General features: G+C 36.6%; 14 protein-coding genes. 13 read left to right on the top strand and 1 reads right to left on the bottom strand.

Annotated features, from left to right (window positions below):
• Nucleotides 1-6: 6 nt before the first annotated feature.
• Nucleotides 7-207, bottom strand: a complete 201-nt coding sequence (locus DU508_RS04140; protein ID WP_115401553.1) for a DUF3606 domain-containing protein — start codon at nucleotides 205-207, stop codon at nucleotides 7-9.
• Nucleotides 208-474: 267 nt separating this feature from the next.
• On the opposite strand from DU508_RS04140, the gene DU508_RS04135 reads away from it, so the two are divergent.
• From DU508_RS04135 to DU508_RS04075, 13 genes are all read left to right on the top strand, one after another.
• Nucleotides 475-672, top strand: a complete 198-nt coding sequence (locus tag DU508_RS04135; protein ID WP_115401552.1) for a hypothetical protein — start codon at nucleotides 475-477, stop codon at nucleotides 670-672.
• A 577-nt stretch (nucleotides 673-1,249) separates the two neighbouring features.
• Nucleotides 1,250-2,356, top strand: coding sequence for an acyltransferase family protein (locus DU508_RS04130; protein ID WP_115401551.1), 1,107 nt, complete (start codon nucleotides 1,250-1,252; stop codon nucleotides 2,354-2,356).
• Between the two features lie 448 nt (nucleotides 2,357-2,804).
• A complete protein-coding gene (locus DU508_RS04125) occupies nucleotides 2,805-3,431 on the top strand; it encodes a Crp/Fnr family transcriptional regulator (RefSeq protein ID WP_115401550.1) in 627 nt (208 codons plus the stop codon).
• Between the two features lie 442 nt (nucleotides 3,432-3,873).
• Nucleotides 3,874-7,041 carry a SusC/RagA family TonB-linked outer membrane protein gene (locus DU508_RS04120; RefSeq protein WP_115401549.1) on the top strand — a complete coding sequence of 1,056 codons (3,168 nt, stop codon included), beginning with the start codon at nucleotides 3,874-3,876 and terminating at the stop codon, nucleotides 7,039-7,041.
• Nucleotides 7,042-7,061: 20 nt separating this feature from the next.
• The gene (locus DU508_RS04115) at nucleotides 7,062-8,597 is read left to right on the top strand and encodes a RagB/SusD family nutrient uptake outer membrane protein (protein ID WP_199562636.1); all 1,536 of its coding nucleotides are present in this window, start codon (nucleotides 7,062-7,064) and stop codon (nucleotides 8,595-8,597) included.
• A 51-nt stretch (nucleotides 8,598-8,648) separates the two neighbouring features.
• The gene (locus tag DU508_RS04110; RefSeq protein WP_233509388.1) at nucleotides 8,649-9,740 is read left to right on the top strand and encodes a glycoside hydrolase family 43 protein; all 1,092 of its coding nucleotides are present in this window, start codon (nucleotides 8,649-8,651) and stop codon (nucleotides 9,738-9,740) included.
• Nucleotide 9,741: 1 nt separating this feature from the next.
• A complete protein-coding gene (locus tag DU508_RS04105) occupies nucleotides 9,742-10,788 on the top strand; it encodes a glycoside hydrolase family 43 protein (RefSeq protein WP_115401547.1) in 1,047 nt (348 codons plus the stop codon).
• Nucleotides 10,789-10,826: 38 nt separating this feature from the next.
• Nucleotides 10,827-11,903 (top strand): cellulase family glycosylhydrolase, encoded by a 1,077-nt coding sequence (locus DU508_RS04100; protein WP_115401546.1) that lies wholly within the window; start codon nucleotides 10,827-10,829, stop codon nucleotides 11,901-11,903.
• 50 nt (nucleotides 11,904-11,953) lie between these two features.
• Entirely contained in the window at nucleotides 11,954-15,991 is a 4,038-nt protein-coding gene (locus DU508_RS04095; protein WP_115401545.1) for a hybrid sensor histidine kinase/response regulator, read from the top strand.
• 575 nt (nucleotides 15,992-16,566) lie between these two features.
• Nucleotides 16,567-17,136 (top strand): UbiX family flavin prenyltransferase, encoded by a 570-nt coding sequence (locus tag DU508_RS04090; protein WP_115401544.1) that lies wholly within the window; start codon nucleotides 16,567-16,569, stop codon nucleotides 17,134-17,136.
• 135 nt (nucleotides 17,137-17,271) lie between these two features.
• Nucleotides 17,272-18,594 (top strand): tRNA (N(6)-L-threonylcarbamoyladenosine(37)-C(2))-methylthiotransferase MtaB, encoded by a 1,323-nt coding sequence (gene mtaB / locus DU508_RS04085; RefSeq protein ID WP_115401543.1) that lies wholly within the window; start codon nucleotides 17,272-17,274, stop codon nucleotides 18,592-18,594.
• Between the two features lie 264 nt (nucleotides 18,595-18,858).
• On the top strand, nucleotides 18,859-20,007 hold the full coding sequence (locus DU508_RS04080; RefSeq protein ID WP_115401542.1) for a prolipoprotein diacylglyceryl transferase: 1,149 nt from the start codon (nucleotides 18,859-18,861) through the stop codon (nucleotides 20,005-20,007).
• 62 nt (nucleotides 20,008-20,069) lie between these two features.
• A complete protein-coding gene (locus DU508_RS04075; RefSeq protein WP_115401541.1) occupies nucleotides 20,070-20,861 on the top strand; it encodes an inositol monophosphatase family protein in 792 nt (263 codons plus the stop codon).
• Nucleotides 20,862-21,299 lie beyond the last annotated feature (438 nt).

The following is a 21,299-nucleotide window of genomic DNA, read 5'->3' as shown; positions in this document are numbered from 1 at the left end:
CAATTACTATACCACGAAACGTTTATTCTCATTTCGGCTTAAATAATCAGAAATCTCATTTAATGCAACGCATCTGGTAGCTCTTATTGCTGATTTTAATACTTCGATTGTCACACCGAGTCTGTTTGTCCAGTAATTGCAATCTTTTTCTTCTGAAATATCAATTATTTCATTTTTTTCTATGGTGTTTTGGGCTTTATTGTTCATAATAAATGTTTTTAGGTTATTATAACAATTAAATGGGAGGTTTTAGTGGTTATTTAGAATTACTAATCTAAATATACAAATAATTTAAACATTTCAAGATTTATTTGTCTATGAATCAGTTTTTTTACATAATATTATTGGTGTCATTTTGATTATACATTACTTTAAAAACCAAAAAGAGCTATATGTTGTGTTAAAAAAATAACTTTGTATGTTTAATTATACTTATTTAAGTATAATTGCTAAGTTTTATACGCAATGATATAAATGAGCCAACAAAGAAAAGGAGTGGTTGCACATATTGATATTGAGCAAAACAGCGGAATTATTATCGATGAAAATTGTCAGGATATTTACTTTTCTTTCAAGGATCTTCTAAGTTCTGTCACGATTAATTCATGGGTTTACTTTGAAATCGTATTAAGTGATAATGGGTTAATCGCTACAAATATTGTCGCTATTTAAGATTATCTTTTCCACTATTATTATAATCTATTTATTTATATGTTTAATCTACTTCGTTGTTAATAATATGAGGCATTTTTTAATTTTAGTTATTCAGAGATTTTAATCTTTGAATACGGGAATGGTATCTTTTGCTCAGGATTGAAAAAATGGTACTGATGGCGATTAATTAATCGCAATTATCTGTTCACAGATAAATAGTCTTAGTTATGATAAAGAGGCTGTCTCATAAAGGCAGCCTCTTTTTATGTGGACGATTTATGCACGGATTCCTTGTCCATATACAGTTTCTTGCTGAAGTACCAAACCATCCATGCCTTTGGAAATTCAATTTCGAAATATAAATGTTTGGAGGTGTTATCTTAATCGTTTTACGCCGCTTCAACTTTCAGAAAAGTAATATTTTATAATTCATATAGGTAAATGCTAATCCCATTACAGTAAAGCTGACTTCAATTGCTTTAAAAGAGCGATATGAATGTTTTTCCTGGTTTGTGTTCATACTGCCCAGCTTGCCACCTATGCATTTTTTTTATAATTTGCGTCATTTTTATAGTCTGTATATCCGATTTAGTTAATGAACAATAATGAGCTGGCCACCAAGCCACACTACCCCATATTAGATGGTCTTCGCGGTGTCGCAGCCATAATCGTTGTAACATTTCACCTAACCGAGCCACTGGCTACTGGTCATTTAGATAATCTCGTCAATCACGGTTATCTGGCTGTCGACCTTTTCTTTTTACTATCGGGTTTCGTGATCGGCTATGCTTATGACGACCGCTGGGATAAAATGACCACTGGCAGTTTTTTCAAACGTCGCATCGAACGTCTTCAACCAATGGTGGTTTTAGGGATGACCCTCGGCGCTATCGGATTCTATTTTACAGATTCTACGTTATGGCCGCTTATTCATACCATTCCTGTGTGGAAAATGCTGCTGGTAATGCTGATCGGTTATACTATTCTTCCTGTACCATTGTCGCTTGATATACGTGGATGGGAAGAGATGCACCCCCTGAATAGTGTGGGATGGTCACTGTTCTTTGAATATATTGCCAACATTCTTTATGCTGTCTGGATCAGGAAATTTTCCAAAACAGCATTAAGTATCTTAGTCGGCATCGCTGCTATCGCACTCGCACATCTGGCTATTACTAATGGTGACGTTAGTGGTGGCTGGACACTGAATGTGGAACAAGTACGCATAGGGTTGACCCGTACCATGTACCCTTTCTTTGCCGGTCTGTTGCTTTCACGTATAGCAAAACCAACCCGAATAAAAAATGCTTTTTTCTGGTGCAGCCTTTTATTGGCCGTTGTACTTTATATGCCGCGCATTGGCGGCGCTGGGAATGTTTGGATGAACGGAATTTATGAATCTGTTTGCATTATCATTGTTTTCCCGCTTATCGTATACCTTGGCGCCAGTGGTGTGATGCAAACACAGAGAGAAAACAGGATATGCAAATTTTTGGGTGATATATCCTATCCACTTTATCTGGTACATTATCCGCTGGTGTATTTTTACGTTGCATGGATCAGCAATCATAAAGGCATAACGATTGTGCAGGCGTGGCCCTATGCATTGCTCATTTTAATAGGTGGAATAGTTTTGGCCTATGCAGCATTAAAATGGTACGACGAGCCTGTTCGCAAATGGCTGCGAAAAAAGCTTACATAGAATTTCAAATCCTTCCGGACATTGAACCTTATTCTTACCAGGATATGCAGTGATTTATAAGTTTTTGAAATGATAAGCTTTTTATAGCCACGACAAGGTTGAAATTGAAATGGGATTAATTGCTTAGCACATAATTTGATTAAAAAATGCAGCTTAAAAGATTGCTTTTGACGTTTTTAGTCTTTTAAAAATCATTCAGAACAATCAATCCCTGATAAAATGCACTCCAAATAAGAATAGGTTATCTCTTTTCGAGGCAGCATGTTTTAATCTCGATATTAAATAGTGATATGGCGATGGACTGTTGGAATATCTTAATTATAATTCAAATTTTCATATATAAACAAATAGGAAAAAACAATTTTTACGAATTGATGTTTTGTAGGTGTTCAATAATATCTAATTTAAAGGCTTGAAATATTAAATATTTGCAAATCCTTAATTGATTATGAATCCTGAAAGACTTTATACTGAAGATAAATGGTTGGCCTATAATGGGTTTTCCCCACTAATAACAGTCTTTCGTTCATTTCATGAGCTTACTCCAGAGATAGAGCAAATTATAAACACCCAAACCTTTCCGGTACTTTTCAGGAAAAATAAATTTATTTCATCTCCGCTGCACCGCAACAAGTTTATATTTCTTTTGCTCAAAGGCGTGGCAAGAGGCTACATGAAAGATGGAAACAAAGAAATAACCACCTGGATTGCAAAAGAACATGAGCTGGTAGGTAATATCAGGAATTTATGGGATGAAGATCAACCCACTGAAGATTATGTTCAGGCGCTTGAAGATGTTGTGGCCATTGCTGTTCCACATTCCATGTCGAGGCATCTTTATAATAACTTCAGTATTGCTAATTATGTAGGTAGAAAAATGACAGAGTTACATTATCTTCATGCCTGCGAGCGAGCTTATATTTCCAGATTACAATCTGCAGAAAGCAGGTATCTGCGTTTTACCCGTTCCTATCCCGAGCTTGTAAATAGAGTTCCTCTTAAATATATTGCTTCTTTTCTTTGCATGCGCTTAGAAACGTTAAGCCGCATAAGGTCTAAATTGATTGTTAAATAAAGGTTTCTTTCTGCGCCCTGCTACGCATTCATCACTATTCAATAAAAGAATACCTTAAAATAATTCGGATTAACAATCGCCTTAACTCAAAACATAATTTATAAGGATTTTATACCCGAATCCAGGTAGCAGTAATTATATTCATGTATTTAATTATTTGATTTTAAATGTGTTATATCCTTTTTTTAAAATGTGAATATAATATGTTCGCTGTTTAAAAATCAACATTTGTTACAGATTTAGAATCAATTTTTATATCCTTTTGGGTGGCAAATCTCTAAAATTGTTTGTGTTAAATCATCTATCGGTTTAACACATAAACTAACCACTTATAAACTTATTCCATTTATGAAAAGAAGCCAATTGCGCATGCTCATAGACTGTCTTGCTAAAGAGCAATTTAACCATCCATTTATTAACCAAAACCAAATGTAAACTAATTATGAAAAAAGAAACTTTACTTAATCTATTTCATATTTATCAGGTAAGTAATTTAAAGAGAATACTTGTTTTTTCGCTGATATCGACAGCAATGGTATCTCCAAATTATGCCTCAGGGATAAATAAAACCGCTTTTAAAATTGGAGCGGAAAAATCAGATATTCAAATTACAGGAACAGTAAGGGCATCAACAGGAGAAACACTGCCTGGAGTTTCTGTAAGTGTAAAAGGTGGTAACAAAGTGGTAATGACCGATGCAAGCGGAAAATATAGTATTTCCGTTCCCGAAAACGCCACACTTGTTTTTAACTATGTCGGATATAATGCCAAAGAAATATTGGTGGGATCTAATCCGGTAATAAACGTTACACTTGAACCATCAAACACTGCGTTGGATGATGTTGTGGTTATTGGCTACCAAACCATCAGAAGAAAAGATTTAACAGGTGCAACAGGTTCTGTTAATACCGGTAATACAGAAAAATTGGTAACCCGGTCTCTGCCAGAAGCGCTTCAAGGCCAAACACCAGGTGTTGCTGTAAGAAATGGCGGTGCACCAGGGCAGGAGGCTGTTGTAAATATTCGTGGTTTGGCAACTTTTGGTAATGCAAATCCACTATATGTTATCGATGGAATGATTGCCGACCCGAATACCACAGTCAGCCCTAATGATATAGAAGATGTTCAAATCTTAAAAGATGCCTCAGCCGCTGCAATTTATGGTTCAAGAGCTGGTAATGGTGTTATTTTAATTACGACTAAAAAGGGAAAAGAGGGACCGGCCACAATATCGATAACATCAAGATACAGTGTTTCTCAGGTTCCGAAAACCTATAATATGATGGATGCTGCGGAATATGCTGCAACCAACACCAGGGCTTATCAGGCTTCAGGTATGGCTATTCAACCTGGTGTTGCCAACTACAATGGAAGAATAAATACAGATTGGATTGATGAAACCCTTAGAACGGGATCTGTTCAGGATTACAATGCCAGTATTTCGGGTGGTGGTAATGGCTCCAGATATTTAATTTCTGGCGGTTACTTTAAAGATAAAGGTGTATTAATTGCAAGAGAATTTGAGCGTGCATCTTTCAGGGTAAATACAGAAACCACTAAAGGCAGGTTTAAATTCGGCGAAAATCTGGCCATTTCTTCTTCTACAGCCAGAGCTCCATTTCAGGGAGGGGCTTTTGCAGGCAATCCATGGTATGATATGTTTACCAGCGTTCCATTAATCCCTGTTCAGGATAATTCCTTAATCAGCACGAACAATCCAGGCGGTTGGGGCTATGGATCGAATGCAAGTATCAATACTTTTTCCCGTAACCAAATAGCCATAGCAAACATCACTTCAGTAAAGTCAAATTTTGCCAAGATACTGGGAAATGCCTACATCGATTTTAAAATCATTGAAGGTTTAAACTATAAATTCAATGCCGGTATTGAAACGAGTTTCGATAAAAGCAAATCAGTAAGGAAAGATGGTTCCTGGTATCAAAATCAATCCCCGGATTTTAGCCAGTTGAGTGATAATCGCTCTCAGTTTCTGAGTTATCTTCTCGAACATACTTTAAATTACAATTACAATATCGGTAAACATCGTATTAATGGTGTGGTTGGTTATACTGAACAAACCACTCAAACTGATAATACTTTTGGCAGCGGTATTAGGCTTGCGCAATTTGGAGGCGATTATTTTACAACGCTGACTTCAACTGCAGGCGATGGCCGTAACTCATCCGGAACATTATTTAAAAGTTTATTGAATTCTTATTTAGGTAGGTTAAACTATACTTATGCCGATAAATATTTGCTCACATTTACCTTCCGTGCCGATAAAGATTCGCGTTTCTCGCCTCAATTCAGAACAGGTTATTTCCCTTCGGGCGCTTTAGGTTGGAGGATTTCAGAGGAAGAGTTCTTTAAAGTGGATTGGGTTTCTGATTTAAAACTTCGTGGATCGTATGGTGCATTGGGAGTTAATACATTAAGTCCATATCAATATATTGGTTTCTTAAATCAGGCTCCGGATGCAATATTTGGCACAGGCCAAACAACTAATGCTGGTGCAATCCAGGCCAAACTGGCTTCAGGAGATTTAAGATGGGAAAAGAAAAAAACAACTAACCTCGGTTTTGATGCATCTCTTTTCAGGGATCAGTTTACCGTTAATTTTGATGTGTTCAGATCTGTATCTGAAGATGTTTTGCTTAGCCAGCCTTTACCAGGTTATCTTGGAAATTTACAAGGTGATCCTATTGTTAATATCGGTTCGATCCAAAACAAAGGTATCGAGCTGAACCTTGGCTACCGGCCAAAATTAGATGGTGCTTTTAAATGGGATATTGCAGGAAATATTAGCGTGGTAAGAAACAAAGTATTGGAGTTGGGTAATTTAGGAATCGATTTAGATACCGGACTGCCAAAAAATTACATCCAATCGGGTAATACCAGAACACAGGTTGGCCGTTCAATCGGCGAATATTATGTGTTAAAAACCGACGGTATTTTTCAAAACCAAGCAGAAATCAATGCACACAGAGCACAAAGTGCCTATGCTAAACCTGGCGATATTCGTTATGTAAACACCATTGATGGAGGTACAAATGACGATATTAACGATAAGGATCGCGTTTTTGCCGGCTCTCCTTTTCCAAAGTTCACTTCGGGTTTACAGTTTAATGGCAGATATCAGGATTTTAGCCTTTCCATACAGCTTTATGGTGCATTCGGACAGAAATTATATAATGATGTGTTAAGAGAGCTTGACAGTTATGGTAACTCCAACTATAGAAGAGATATCAATCCATGGACACTTGCAAATACAGATACCACTTTTCCGAGATTGGGCTATCAGTTTGCAGCTAACGACAGAGGTATAAATGAAAATGCAAGGGGTAATACGGATCGTTGGATCGAAGACGGTTCATTTTTGAGGTTGCGTAATGTGGAACTGGGATATAATTTTCCGTCAAAACTGATCTCGAAAGCGAGTATCAGCAGTGCCCGTTTATATGTGAGTGGACAAAACTTATTTACCATTACCAAATACAAAGGTCTTGATCCTGATGTTGTTGGCGCAAATCCTAATCTTGAGCCAGGCGTGGATAATGGAAATTATCCATCATCAAGAATTATTTCATTTGGTTTAAGTGTAGGATTTTAATTATTAATAAAAAGAAAATCATGAAAAAATATATAGTCATATTAGCTGCAACTTTTATTGCCATTTCCGGCTGCAAAAGAGATTTTGATGCTGTTAATCCGAATGCACCTACCATTGCTAGTTTTTGGAAAACCAGTCAAGATGCAACAAAGGGAATTAATGCGGTTTACAGCACTTTTTATCGTACAGCAAGTTTATATTCCCGTTGGATGTTTTACCATGGCATATTAAAATCTGATGAAGGTTTTGGTTCCGGAGGAGACGGTGGATTAAACAACCTGATGCGTTTTAATCAAACCAATTATAATGATGGCCTGACAGCACAAACCTGGTCTACCTTATATGTAGGTATTTTCAGAGCAAATCAGGTAATTGCCAATGTACCTGAAATTAGTATGGATGAAACAACCAAAAGAAGAATTATTGCTGAAGCAAAGTTTTTGAGGGCATTGTTCTATTTCAATCTTACGCTTTATTACGGCAGGCCGCCATTAATGTTGTCTCCATCGCAACCAAAAGATGTGCCTGAAAATGCCACAACAGAACAGGCTTATGCTCAGGTTGCCAAAGATTTAAATGAAGCGATAGCAGATTTACCAGTAAGTTATCCTGCTGCAGACTTAGGAAGAGCTACTAAAGGAGCAGCGTATGCATTATTGGGAAAAACTTATCTTCAGCAGCGCATGTATCAACAAGCGGCTGATGCGTTTGCTTATTTGGTAACCGGTGCCGGTAGTTCTACCTATAGCTTAACAGCCGATTACCGTGACAATTTTATCATTACCAGAGAAAATAATAGTGAATCTGTTTTTGAGATACAGTTTAGCGAAAATCAATCTGAAAGTACTGATGATGATGTAGATGAAACCAGAATAAATAACACAGGTACATCGATTTCTCAATTTTTTGCTCCTCCGGGAGTTGGTTTTTCTGATGGGGCAGCTCGTAGGTGGTTAATTGACGAGTTTTTACAGGAAAAAACAGTAGCAGGTGCTCAAGACCCCCGTTTGGCCGTTTCATTTATTTTTAATAACGCTGATCCTGCCGGCCCGACAGCAACAATGGTTTACGGACAAACATTTGCCAGTCGTTATGGTAACGGGCCAGATGCAAATGGTGTTTGGTTTCGTAAATTGTTAAACGATCATTGGAAAAACCAGGAAGGTTTCCGTTCACCAAATAACTATCGCTTAATTCGTTATGCAGATGTGTTACTAATGTATGCCGAATGTTTAAATGGTTTGAACAGAACTGCTGAGGCTTATCCTTATGTTGATAGAGTACGGCAAAGAGCAGGCCTGGCTACCCTAACTGCAACTAAACCTGGTTTATCTCAAACACAGTTTTTAACACAGTTAAAGCACGAGCGCTTAACGGAACTGGCAGGTGAAGGCTGGCGCTGGGCAGATTTAGCACGTTGGGGAGACTTAAGTCCAGCTTTAGCGAGCAGAGATGCTGATTTTACAGGCTTTATTGTTGGAAAACATGAACTTTACCCTATTCCGCAGAGCGATATAGATTTGAATTCCAACTTAACACAAAACCCTAAATATTAACAATAAGGTTAGCAGAGTTTTCTTTGCTAACCTTATCCAAAACATATATCTATGATGAACAATCAAATATTTGAACAATTGAAATGTTACCGTTTGATTTTCAGTATGATGATGATCTCTGTGATCTTATCATGTGGAAAATCAAGTAACCCGACACCAATAAACCCTGTTGATCCGCCTGTAACAGTAAGCACTTTCTCCAATCCGTTAATGAATGGGGCTGATCCGTCAGTTTTTCAAAAAGATGGCGTTTATTATTATCTGCAAACCAATGGAAGTTCAATTAATTTGTGGACAACCACTGCCATGTCTAAGCTGGCTTCGGCAACTCCTAAAACCATATTTACTCCAGCAGCAGGGGGCCAAAACTCCAGAAATGTTTGGGCGCCGGAAATGTTTTATTTGGACGGCAAATGGTACATTTATTACACAGCTGGAAATGGAACTGATATTAGTCAGAGAACCTGGGTTTTGGAAAATAGCAGTGCAGACCCAACAACAGGAACCTGGGTAGATAAAGGCAAAATATTTAGTCCCGATGCCGATTTTTGGGCAATTGATGGTACTGTTTTCGAATTTAACGGAAGCAGATATTTCCTTTGGTGTGGAAGACCCGATTTAACAAATGTTAATTTGACACAAAATATTTACATCGCTAAAATGACAAATCCTTATACCTTAGAGGGTGTGGCAACAAAATTAACGGAGCCGGAATTTAGCTGGGAAAAAAATGGATTTGGTGTAAATGAAGGACCTGAGGTATTGGTTTCTCCCGATAATAAGCCGTTTTTAATTTATTCAGCAAGTTATTGTGGTACCGATGATTATGCCCTTGGAATGATGAGCCTGAAAGCCGGAGGAAATCCTTTAGTAAAAGCAGATTGGACAAAATCAGCACAACCAGTATTTGTAAAGCAGCCTCAAAACAACGCATTCGGTCCTGGGCATAATTCATTTTTCAAATCACCTGATGGAAAAGAAAATTGGATTATTTACCACGCTAACTCGGCCACAAATCAAGGCTGCGCAGATAAAAGAAATATTAGGATGCAAAAATTCACATTTAAGGCAGATGGTAGCCCGGATTTTGGAGAGCCGGTAGCAACCGGATTGCAAATCACTAAACCTTCAGGAGAAAAATAAGATGACAAAAAAGAGAATCCTCCTAAAAATTACGTTAACATTTCTGGCGATTTTTAGTGTTTACCTTGGTTCAGCACAAACTTTTACAAACCCCTTATTGCCATCAGGAGCTGATCCATGGAGCATTTATAAAGATGGATATTATTATTATACCCATTCCATGCAGAACAAATTGGTCATCTGGAAAACGAAAAATTTAGCTGATTTAAAAACAGCAGAGAAGAAAACTATTTTTGTTCCGCCTGCAGATACACCTTATTCAAAAGAATTGTGGGCACCCGAAATTCATTTTATTAAAGGTAAGTGGTATGTTTATTTCGCTGCAGATGATGGAAATAATAACAATCATCGTATGTATGTGTTGGAAAACTCCAGTAAAGATCCACTAAATGGAGAGTGGATTTTTAAGGGTAAAGTTGGAGATGCAACTGATAAATGGGCAATTGATGGTTCTGTGTTTACTTATAAAAACAAACTTTATATGGTTTGGGCAGGATGGGAGGGAGACATCAACCAAAAACAAGAGATTTATATTGCCAAAATGAAAAATCCATGGACAATTGATGGGGAAAGGCATAAAATATCTTCGCCACAATTTGATTGGGAAAAACATGGAGATTTAAATGATGCAGGTAATCCGCCACATGTTGATGTAAATGAAGGTCCCCAAATTTTAATGAATAAAGGTAAAGTTTTCCTGATTTATTCTGCGAGTGGTTGTTGGACTGATTTTTATGCACTGGGCATGCTCACATTAAAAGGGAAAAATATTTTAGATGTATCATCATGGGAAAAAAGTAATCAGCCTGTATTCAGGCAATCTCCTGAAAACGGTGTATATGCCCCCGGCCATAACTCTTTTTTTAAATCTCCGGATGGCAAGGAGGATTGGATTCTTTATCACGCAAACTCAGGACCGGGGCAAGGTTGCGGCGGGCAGCGTTCGCCAAGAGCACAAAAATTTACATGGAATGCTGATGGTTCTCCAAATTTTGGGATACCGGTAAAAACCGATCAGGAACTTAATATTCCATCAGAAAAAAAATAACCACATCAACAAGCTCAGATATTATATAAAGATTCATTATGAAAAAATATTTCAATTATTTGCTATTGATCGGTATGATCATTACGGCATCTGCAAGTGCTCAAAATACAACTCCAATAGTAGGAAAGGTATGGTCGCTGGAAAAGGCGAATGCCTGGTATAAGCAATATAAATGGATAAATGGTGCAGATTTTTTGCCTAGCACCGCCATTAATCAATTGGAAATGTGGCAGGCTGATAGCTTTGATCCGGAAACTATTGATAAAGAACTTGGTTGGGCAGAAAGCATTGGTTTTAATACCATGAGGGTTTACTTGCACAGTTTGGCCTGGGAACAGGATAAAGAAGGTTTTAAGAAAAGAGTGGATCAGTACCTGGCTATTGCTGATAAACATAAAATCAAAACCATTTTTGTGTTTTTTGATGATTGCTGGAACAAACAGGCAAAAATCGGGAAACAACCAGAACCAAAACCAGGTATTCATAATTCCGGATGGGTTCAAGATCCTGGCGATCCGAATTCTAAAGAAGAGGCAAACTTTCCAGCACTGAAAAAATATGTTAAAGATGTGATGAGTCGTTTTAAAACTGATAAGCGCATTCTTTTGTGGGATTTGTACAATGAGCCAGGTAATTCTGGAAAATTAACAAGTTCCTTACCTTTATTAAAAAGTGTGTTTACCTGGGCAAGATCGGTTAATCCGGAGCAGCCAATTAGTGCCGGCCTTTGGGCTTGGGATTATAAGGAATTAAATGCTTTTCAGGCGCTAAATTCAGATGTGATCACTTATCATGATTATGAAGAACCACAATGGCATCAAAGAGTGATTGAAATGCTAAGATCTCATGGCAGACCAATGATTTGTACAGAATATATGGCCAGAACCCGTGGCAGTCGTTTCGAAAATGTAATGCCATTGTTAAAGAAAGAAAATGTTGGTGCCATAAACTGGGGTTTAGTAGATGGTAAATCAAATACAAAATATGCCTGGGATACACCTTTGAAAAACGGAGAAGAACCAAAAGAATGGTTTCACGATGTTTTTCGTAAAGATGGAACACCATATAAAAAAGATGAAGTTGATTTAATAAAAAAACTAAATGATATTAAATAGTGATTCAGCTGTATAAAGATCACTATATTGTGTTACCTATCTAGCCATTTATGATGATCAAAAAATTAAGCAGGGCAATAGCCCTGTTGCTTTTTTTTAGCTTTTTTATAACACCAATAACCGTTGCCCAAAAAATATTTTTCAGGCATTACACGGTAACGGATGGCTTATGTGCAAATACCATTTGGGATATTGAGCAAGATGATCAGGGCTATATGTGGTTTGGTACCAAATATGGGCTAAGTAGATTTGATGGGTATAGTTTTAAATCTTTTCAATACCAAAAGGGAGTTTCAGGAAGTTTAGGAAATAATTTCATTAGGAAAATATTCAAATATGATGCAAAAACCTTTTGGATAGGTACTGATGAGGGCATTTACATCTTCAATCTGGAAACTGAAAAATTTACACTATTTGCTCCACTCAAAAATTTTTTTATTAATGATGTTATAAGGTCAAGAAATGGAAATATCTGGATAGCAACAAAAGAAAATGGTGTGTTTTGCTTTCAACCCGAAACAAAAAAACTCAGAAATTTTTCCATTTCATCAGTTCCGAAAATATCATCAAATGAAGTTTCTAAAATATTGCAGGATGATGCAGGGCATATCTGGGTTGGAACATATGGAAAAGGCATTGATGTTTTAAATCCGGTAAATAATCAGATACGCCGGTATAACTCATCTTCTTCTGATAATAAACTTTCCAGTAATGTAATTCTGGACTTATATAAAGATGCTAAAGGCGACATTTGGATTGGAACAATGGCAGGTGGTTTGAATGTTTGGAATAAGCATTCAGATCGTTTTACAGTTTACCAGAAATCTTCAGGAAATTCCATTAGCGATAATATTGTCAGGGCAATTTACGAACCAAAACCAGGATATATTTGCTTAGGAACAGAAAAGGGCCTAAATATTCTTGATCGGCAAAGCAATCGTTTTACGGTTTATCAGAACAAAAACAACGATCCTTTTAGTATTAATGATGATGCGGTTTACAACGTTTTTAAAGATAGGGAAGGTGGTATTTGGGTTGGAACTTATTTTGGTGGCTTAAACTATTACCATGAAGGGAGTTTAGGTTTTGAATTTTACTATCCATCAGGGGTAAAGAATTCACTATCGGGAAATGCAGTAAGTGCTTTTTTGGAAACCTCACCAGGAAATATGTGGATTGGCACTGAAGATGGTGGTTTAAATTATTTCAACTCCACAGATAAAACATTTAAAAAATTCCCTTTTTCAGCTAATCAGGATAGTCTTTCTTATCATAATATTCACGCCCTTTACCAGGATAAGTCTGGTCATATCTGGATTGGCATGTACACTGGTGGAGTAAATGTTTTGAATCCTGTCACCGGAAAAATAAAACGATATAAAAGCGATCCGAATAATCCCAATACGCTCAGCGATAACAGTGTTTATTCCATTGAAGAAGACCGGCAGGGAAGAATTTGGGTTTCTACCATTTCAGGTTTAAATCTTTACGATAAGGAACAGGATAAATTCATCAGAATCAAGGGTAAAAACCTCGATAAAAGTTGCATTTATCAGGTTTATCAAGATAAGGATAGTATCATCTGGATAGCAACTTATGATAATGGTTTGATTAGAATGGATAAGAAAAATCATCTTACCCAATATGCATATTCTAAAAAACCAGGCTCAATTAGCTCCAATAAAATTATCTGCATACTGGATGATGATGAAGGTAATTTATGGTTAGGTACCGATGGTAGCGGACTAAATGTTTTAAACAAAAAAACTGGAAAATTTAAAGTTTATGATGATGAAAACTGGATAAAGAGTGCAGTGGTTTACGGGATCATTAAGGATAATTCCGGGAAAATGTGGTTTTCTACCAATAACGGAGTATTCGAATTTGATCCTAAATCAAAAGGTAAAAGGAGCTTTGGGAAGTGGGATAATTTACAAAGTCAGCAATACAACTACAAAGCTTACTATAAAGATTCATCAGGTAAATTGTATTTTGGAGGGATTAATGGATTTAATGCCTTTTATCCAAACCAGATTAAAAGCCCCGCTTCCACACCCCGGGTTTCGTTTACCAATTTTCAACTTTTCAACAAGGATCTGGATCTTAGTGATGAAAATAGTCCTTTGAAAAAATCGATCAATTATACTCAGCAAATTGTTTTAAAGCATGACCAGTCTGTTCTGAGTATTGAATACGCATCACTAAGTTTTATTGCCCCTAATAAACTCCAGTATGCTTTTAAAATGGAAGGCTTTGATCAAAACTGGAATAATGTGGGTAGCCAGAGAAAAGCTACTTATACCAATCTGCCGGCAGGCGACTATAAATTTGAAGTAAAGGTAACTGATGATTTAGGGGGAGATGGTGGTCAGGTTTCCAGCATTCAGATCAAAATTCTTCCACCATTTTATAAAACAATCCCTGCATATATCTTTTATTTTATCATTCTGGTTGTGATAATCGTATTGTTGCGACGATATATTTACAATAAAGAACGCAAACGGAATGAAATAAAACTGGAACGATTAAAAAATAAGAATGAACAAGATTTTTATAAACAGAAGATCGAATTTTTCACTGCAATGGCGCATGAAATTCGCACACCTTTATCTTTGATCATCGCACCATTGGAAAAACTTCTTTCTAAAAAAGAAAGAGATCCGGAAAGTTTGGATCAATTGCAGGTAATGGAAGAAAATTCTGATCGTTTGCTTACACTGGTTAACCAGTTACTCGATTTCAGGCGCATTGAAAGCGATATTTTCGAGATACATCCCGAACCCATTGAGTTAATATATTTAATTAATAGTATTCGTGACCGTTTTTCTCCGATTGCAATTAAAAAAGGACTTGAATTTTCAGTTAACAGTAAATTTAAAAAGTTAGATGTCAACGCAGATCCCGAAGCATTAATGAAAATTTTGAGTAACCTCCTGATCAATGCCTTCAAGTTTGCAAGAAAGAAATTGGAGATTAAAATTAATGATCTCTACTTAACTGCTACAGGAGAGGAAATGATTTCCATAAGTGTACAGGATGATGGGATCGGGATTCCAAAATATCAGATGGATTCTATCTTCAAAAAATTCTTCAAAGTTTCAACAGAAGAGCATCAATATAGTAATCTGGGCGGAACCGGAATCGGCCTTGCCTTGGCAAAATCGCTTAGCGAAAAACATGGTGGACTTTTAGCCGTGGAAAGCGAAGAAGGGGTAAAAACGGTCTTTACGGTACTCATTCCATTTAAACAAAATGAACTGACTTCAACCATTGATCTGGATGAAATTATTGAAGAGAATGAAGGACAGCAAACAGTACTTGTTGTAGAGGATGACCAGTCTTTATTGGATTTTCTGTCCAAAAGTTTTGCCGCTGAAGGATATCATACCTTAAGGTCTAAAAATGGCAAAGAAGCTTTAAAGCAATTAGACAAATATCAAGTTGATATTGTAATTTCTGATGTAATGATGCCTGTAATGGATGGGATTGAGTTATGCAAAACCATCAAAAACGATATCAACTATAGTCATTTGCCAGTGGTGCTGCTTACCGCGAAAACAAATACTGATGCCGAAATAGAAGGACTGGAGAGTGGTGCCGATGCTTATATTTCCAAGCCGTTTAAATGGAAACAACTTTCCCTAATCATTAAAAACTTACTGGAACTGCAATTCAATTTAAAACAACGTTTTGCTCAGAGCCCTTTTGAAGGAACGGATATTCTGATTAGTGGTAACAGAGATAAGAAGTTTCTGGATAAGATTACGGCGATCATTGAAGAAAGAATCTCTGATCCTCAGCTATCTATAGAAGATCTGGGTAGAGAGGTGGGGCTCAGTAGGTCGAGTCTGTATAAAAAGATCAAAGCTAAAACAGGTCATGTGCCCAATGAGTTTGTACGGTTGATCAGGTTGAAAACTGCAGCGAAGTTATTGGTGCAACAAGAATATACCATATCTGAAATTGGTTATATGGTGGGATTTAATTCACATTCATATTTTAGTAAATGTTTTTATACGCAATTTCACTTAACACCAACAGAGTTTTCTGAACAATATAAAAAGAATAATGTGACTGAAAAAAGCTAACACTTTTTAATAGAGAAAGCTTTAAGATTTCCACCTTCGCGGGAAAGACGTGTGAGGTTAGATGGATATTCCATATTTCTCACACATCTTCCGGATGGATTAACCATCCGGTTATTTCTCACTTGGAGGTTTATACACCACTTCTACTTGACGGAGAATTTTAATGTATTTAACATGTTCATGCTTACGTTAAGTTAATTTTACGATACGGTAATTTGTTGGATTTAGCATGCTGTTGTTTGTTTTTTTATCACTTTAAAGAATAAAAATGCTTTTAAATAATAGATTTTTCAATTGATAATTGGGTTTTCTTAGCCATTTCTTTAGATAAATTCTATATTTTTTTTGTTTTTGATTAAAAATAAATAACTGTAAATCAGATGTTTGTAGTTTTTATAAAGAATAAATGATCTATTTAGCCGATTTAACACTTCTCCGTTATCTTTTTTTAAAAAAATATATATATTTGTTCTTACCCTTTCGAGGGTATGTTTTTCATAGGTAGATGTAGGGTCAGAACTTTGTTCTGGCCCTTTTTTTATGATTAAACTATATATAAAAGCTATTTTTGTTTTATGATTAAAAAGAAAGTGATTGTTGCAGTAACGGGGGCAAGTGGTTCTGTCTATGCAAAAGTTTTATTTGATCAGTTGGTAAAATTGAGGGATCAGATAGAGGCGGTTGGAGTAGTAATGAGTGATAATGCTAAAGAAGTTTGGCAATTTGAGCTTGGCAATCAAAACTATAACGATTTTAAAGGCTTTACTTTTTATAATAAGAATGATTTTAATGCGCCTTTTGCTTCAGGATCGGCAAAATACGATACCATGATCATTGTTCCATGCTCAATGGGTACTTTAGGCCGTATTGCACATGGAATATCGAACGATTTGATTTCAAGGGCGGCAGATGTAGTATTAAAGGAGCGAAGAAAATTGATTGCTGTGGTAAGAGATACACCTTTTAGTCTAATCCACATCAACAACATGAAAACCGTTACCGAAGCCGGAGGAATTATTTGTCCGGCAAATCCATCCTTCTACAGTTTGCCCAAAACCATAGAAGAAGTTGCCGGAACTGTAATTAGTCGTGTGCTGGATTTGGCCGGATTTGAACAAGAAAGCTATCGCTGGCAAGAGCAGTGATTTTCTGTTCAAAATTAACTGTGTTGAAATTTCCAATTAAAATTCAGTATTGAATTTGTTATCTCACTGTAATTTGTGCATTGTAAAGGCGTCAAACGCCTAACTCCAAAGTAATTTTGTATCTTTGCAGGCTCAATGAAAAAGGTCGCATTTTATACATTAGGTTGTAAACTCAACTTCTCTGAAACTTCAACAATCGGACGATTATTTACCGATGCAGGTTATGCAGTGGTAGAATTTCAGAATCAGGCTGATGTATATGTGATCAATACTTGCTCTGTTACCGAACATGCTGATAAAAAATGCCGTAAGGTTGTTAAAGAGGCTTTAAAATATTCTCCAAATGCTTTTGTGACCATCGTCGGTTGTTATGCTCAATTAAAACCACAGGAAATTGCTGAAATTGAAGGTGTTGATATGGTTTTAGGCGCTGCAGAAAAATTCAGAATTGTAGAATACATTACCGATTTAACGAAGCAGCCAAAAGCTGTTGTTCATCAACAGAGTATTGAAAAGGTAAACCATAATTTCATTGCATCATATTCAATTGGCGATAGAACGCGTACTTTTTTAAAAGTTCAGGATGGTTGCGATTATCCTTGTACCTATTGTACCATTCCTTTAGCACGTGGTGCAAGCCGTAGTGATACCATTGAAAATGTGGTTAACCGTGCAAAAATGATTGCAGAAAGTGGTGTAAAAGAAATCGTATTAACCGGTGTAAACCTTGGTGATTTCGGTATTCGCAATGGTCAACGGGAAGATAAATTTTTTGATTTGGTTAAAGCACTGGATGAGGTAGAGGGAATCGAAAGAATTCGTATTTCTTCAATTGAACCCAATTTGTTGAGCAATGAAATTATCGAATTTGTATCAACCTCTAAAAGATTTGTTCCTCATTTTCATATTCCTTTACAATCAGGTTCTGATAAGATTTTAGGTTTAATGCGTCGCCGTTACCGTAGAGATTTATATGTGGAACGTGTTGCCAAAATTAAAGAAGTAATGCCAAATTGTTGTATTGGAGTTGATGTTATTGTAGGTTTTCCGGGTGAAACGAAAGAGGATTTTTTAGATACTTACCAATTCTTAAATCAGCTGGATATTTCATATCTACACGTATTTACTTATTCAGAGCGTGAATTAACCGTGGCGGCCGAAATGAAAGGTGTGGTTGCCGGGAGCGAACGGAACGAACGAAGTAAAATGCTGCATATCCTTTCCGATAAAAAACGTAGAGCGTTCTACGAATCTCAAATTGGCAGTGAAGCTGAAGTGTTATTTGAAGCCGATCAAAAAATGGGTTATATGCATGGTTTTACCAAAAACTATGTAAAAGTTAAGGCTAAGTATGATCCGCTTATGGTTAATGAGCTTAAAGCTGTGAAACTTTTGGAAATTACTGCGGACGGAGAGGTGGAAGTAGCTGAGTTGGAAACTGCTTACGCATACCACTAAATTTCGTTTTTATTTAATGAAGGCATTTATGTTTAGTGTTTTATCCGTTGTGCTTAATTACCACGTCCTGCTGAATTTGTTTTTACAAGTGTAAATAATTGCCTTATAAGTCATGCAGCTACTTCTTGGTCAGCATCTTTATTATTTATAATCCTTATCATGTAATTTGTACAAATACTTCAGACTCAGAACTGTCTACTTAAGACTTCTTATATAGCTTTCAGCTTTGGTCTTTCTTTCCTATCTTCGCAACAAATTACTTTTATGTTTCCTACCGTTTCACATTTTTTAGAATATTTATTTGGCGTTAATCTGCCTTTACCTTTTAACACTTTTGGCGTTTTTGTTGCTCTTGCATTTGTGGCGGGGTATTGGGCTTTTACCAAAGAATTGAAACGTAAAGAGGCTTTGGGCATTCTGCATCCCATCAAAAAAACGATCATTGTTGGAAAACCAGCAACTACTTCGGAGCTGATTTTGAATGGACTATTCGGTTTCATCATCGGTTATAAACTGGTTTATGCATTGGTAAACTATTCGTTGTTTGTAAATGATGCACAATCAATTTTAATGTCGTCAAAAGGAAACATCATTGGTGGTTTATTCTTCGCGGGTTTATTTGCCTATTGGGATTACAAAGAAAAAGACAAGCATAAATTAACTAAACCAAAAGAAACACAGGTAACCGTTCATCCTTATCAATTAATGAGCAATATTGTGGTTTGGGCGGCCATTTGGGGGTTTTTAGGAGCTAAGTTTTTTGATAACCTGGAATATTGGGATGATTTTGTACAACATCCAATCGAAAGATTGCTGTCATTTAGTGGTTTAACTTTTTATGGTGGTTTAATTTGTGGTGGAGCTGCAGTGCTTGTTATTGCTAAGAAAAATGGGATTAAACCATTGCACATGCTGGATGTTGGTGGCCCGGGTATGATGCTTGCTTATGCTGTTGGCCGCATTGGTTGTCATTTGGCCGGAGATGGTGATTGGGGCATTGTAAATCCTAATCCAAAACCTTTTTCATGGTTGCCAGATTGGTTGTGGTCATACAAATATCCAAATAACGTTGTAGGTGAAGGAATCCCAATTCCGGGTTGTCCTGGTAAATTTTGCAATGAATTAGCACAAGGGGTTTATCCTACGCCAATTTACGAGGTAATTATTTGCTTGCTGCTTTTCGCTTTTCTGTGGAGCATCAGAGATAAAATAAAAGCACCAGGGTTAATGTTTGGTATTTACATGATATTAAATGGCATCGAGCGTTTCTGTATTGAATTGATTCGGGTAAATTCTAAATACCATGTTTTTGGTTTGTCATTTACACAAGCAGAAATGATTTCTACTTTTTTAGTAATTGGTGGCATTGCGTTAAGTGCTTATGCTTTAAGAAATAAGAATAACTTAGCCTAAGTTCATCGGTTTATAAATTCATTTTAAATCCAACAACATTCACTGAGGTTTGTTAAATAGCTATGAATTACGAATTACTGTGCAATAAGGTGATTTCGATTGTAAAGCTTACCGGAAACTTTATCCGTAAGGAATCTTTGCAGTTCGATGCCAATAAGATTGAATATAAGGGCTTAAATGATATGGTTTCTTATGTTGATAAAACAGCAGAACAGAAACTGGTACAAAATCTCGAAAAATTAATTCCCGATGCGGGTTTCATTACAGAGGAAAAAACCATAAACCGGGAAGGAAAAATCTATAAATGGATTATTGATCCTTTGGATGGAACAACCAATTTTATACATGGTATTCCTGCTTACGGCATCAGTGTAGCCTTATATGAAGGTGGTTTACCTGTGATGGGTGTGGTTTATGAATTAAATAGAGGCGAGATGTTTTATTCATATAAAGGTGGAAGTGCTTTTATGAATAAGAAGGAGATTCATGTTTCAGTAAATCCTGATTTAAAATCGAGTTTATTGGCAACGGGTTTCCCTTACTATCAATTTGATAAACAGCCTCAATATTTAAAGCTTTTAGAAGAGATGATGCAAAAGAGTCACGGTGTTCGTCGTATCGGAGCCGCCGCTGTTGACTTGGTTTATACTGCGTGTGGTCGTTTCGATGCTTTTTTTGAATACAATCTACAACAATGGGATTTTGCAGCAGGTTGCTTTATTATACAGCAAGCAGGCGGAGAAGTTTTTGATTTTTCAGGTGGAAATGATTATTTCAATAAAAGAGAGATATTGGCTACCAACGGAAAACTAACTGCAGAGATGCTAGAGGCAATTAAGAGGTATTTCGGGTAATTTCATTTTAACCGCAAGGTACAATTTTAACCTAAAGTACAATTTTAACCGCAAAGTTCGCAAAGTGAAGGCGCAAAGAACGCCAAGGCTGATACGCAATAAATAACCACAGAGTACACCAAGTAAAGGCACAGAGGGCACTAAGCTTTATGTTTTTCTTTGCGTTCTCTGTGAAAATCTTTGTGCTCTCTGTGGTAAAAAAGGCTTTGCGTCTGCATAAATTCGGAAGGACGACCGCTATGGTTTGGCGCAAAAGCTTAATGTTCTTCATTTCTTACTGGTAAAAACCGCTATATTCTCTGCGTAAACTTTCTTTGCGTTCTCTGTGAAAATCTTTGTGCTCTCTGTGGTAAAAAGGCTTTGCGTCTGCATAAATTCGGAAGGACAACTCCTATGGTTTGGCGCAAAAGCTTAATGTTCTTCATTTCTTGATGGTAA

Origin of the sequence: Pedobacter chinensis, from assembly GCF_003339865.1 — a bacterium.
Classification (GTDB): Bacteria; Bacteroidota; Bacteroidia; order Sphingobacteriales; family Sphingobacteriaceae; genus Pedobacter; species Pedobacter chinensis.
This window is presented reverse-complemented; position numbering and strand designations above follow the sequence as displayed.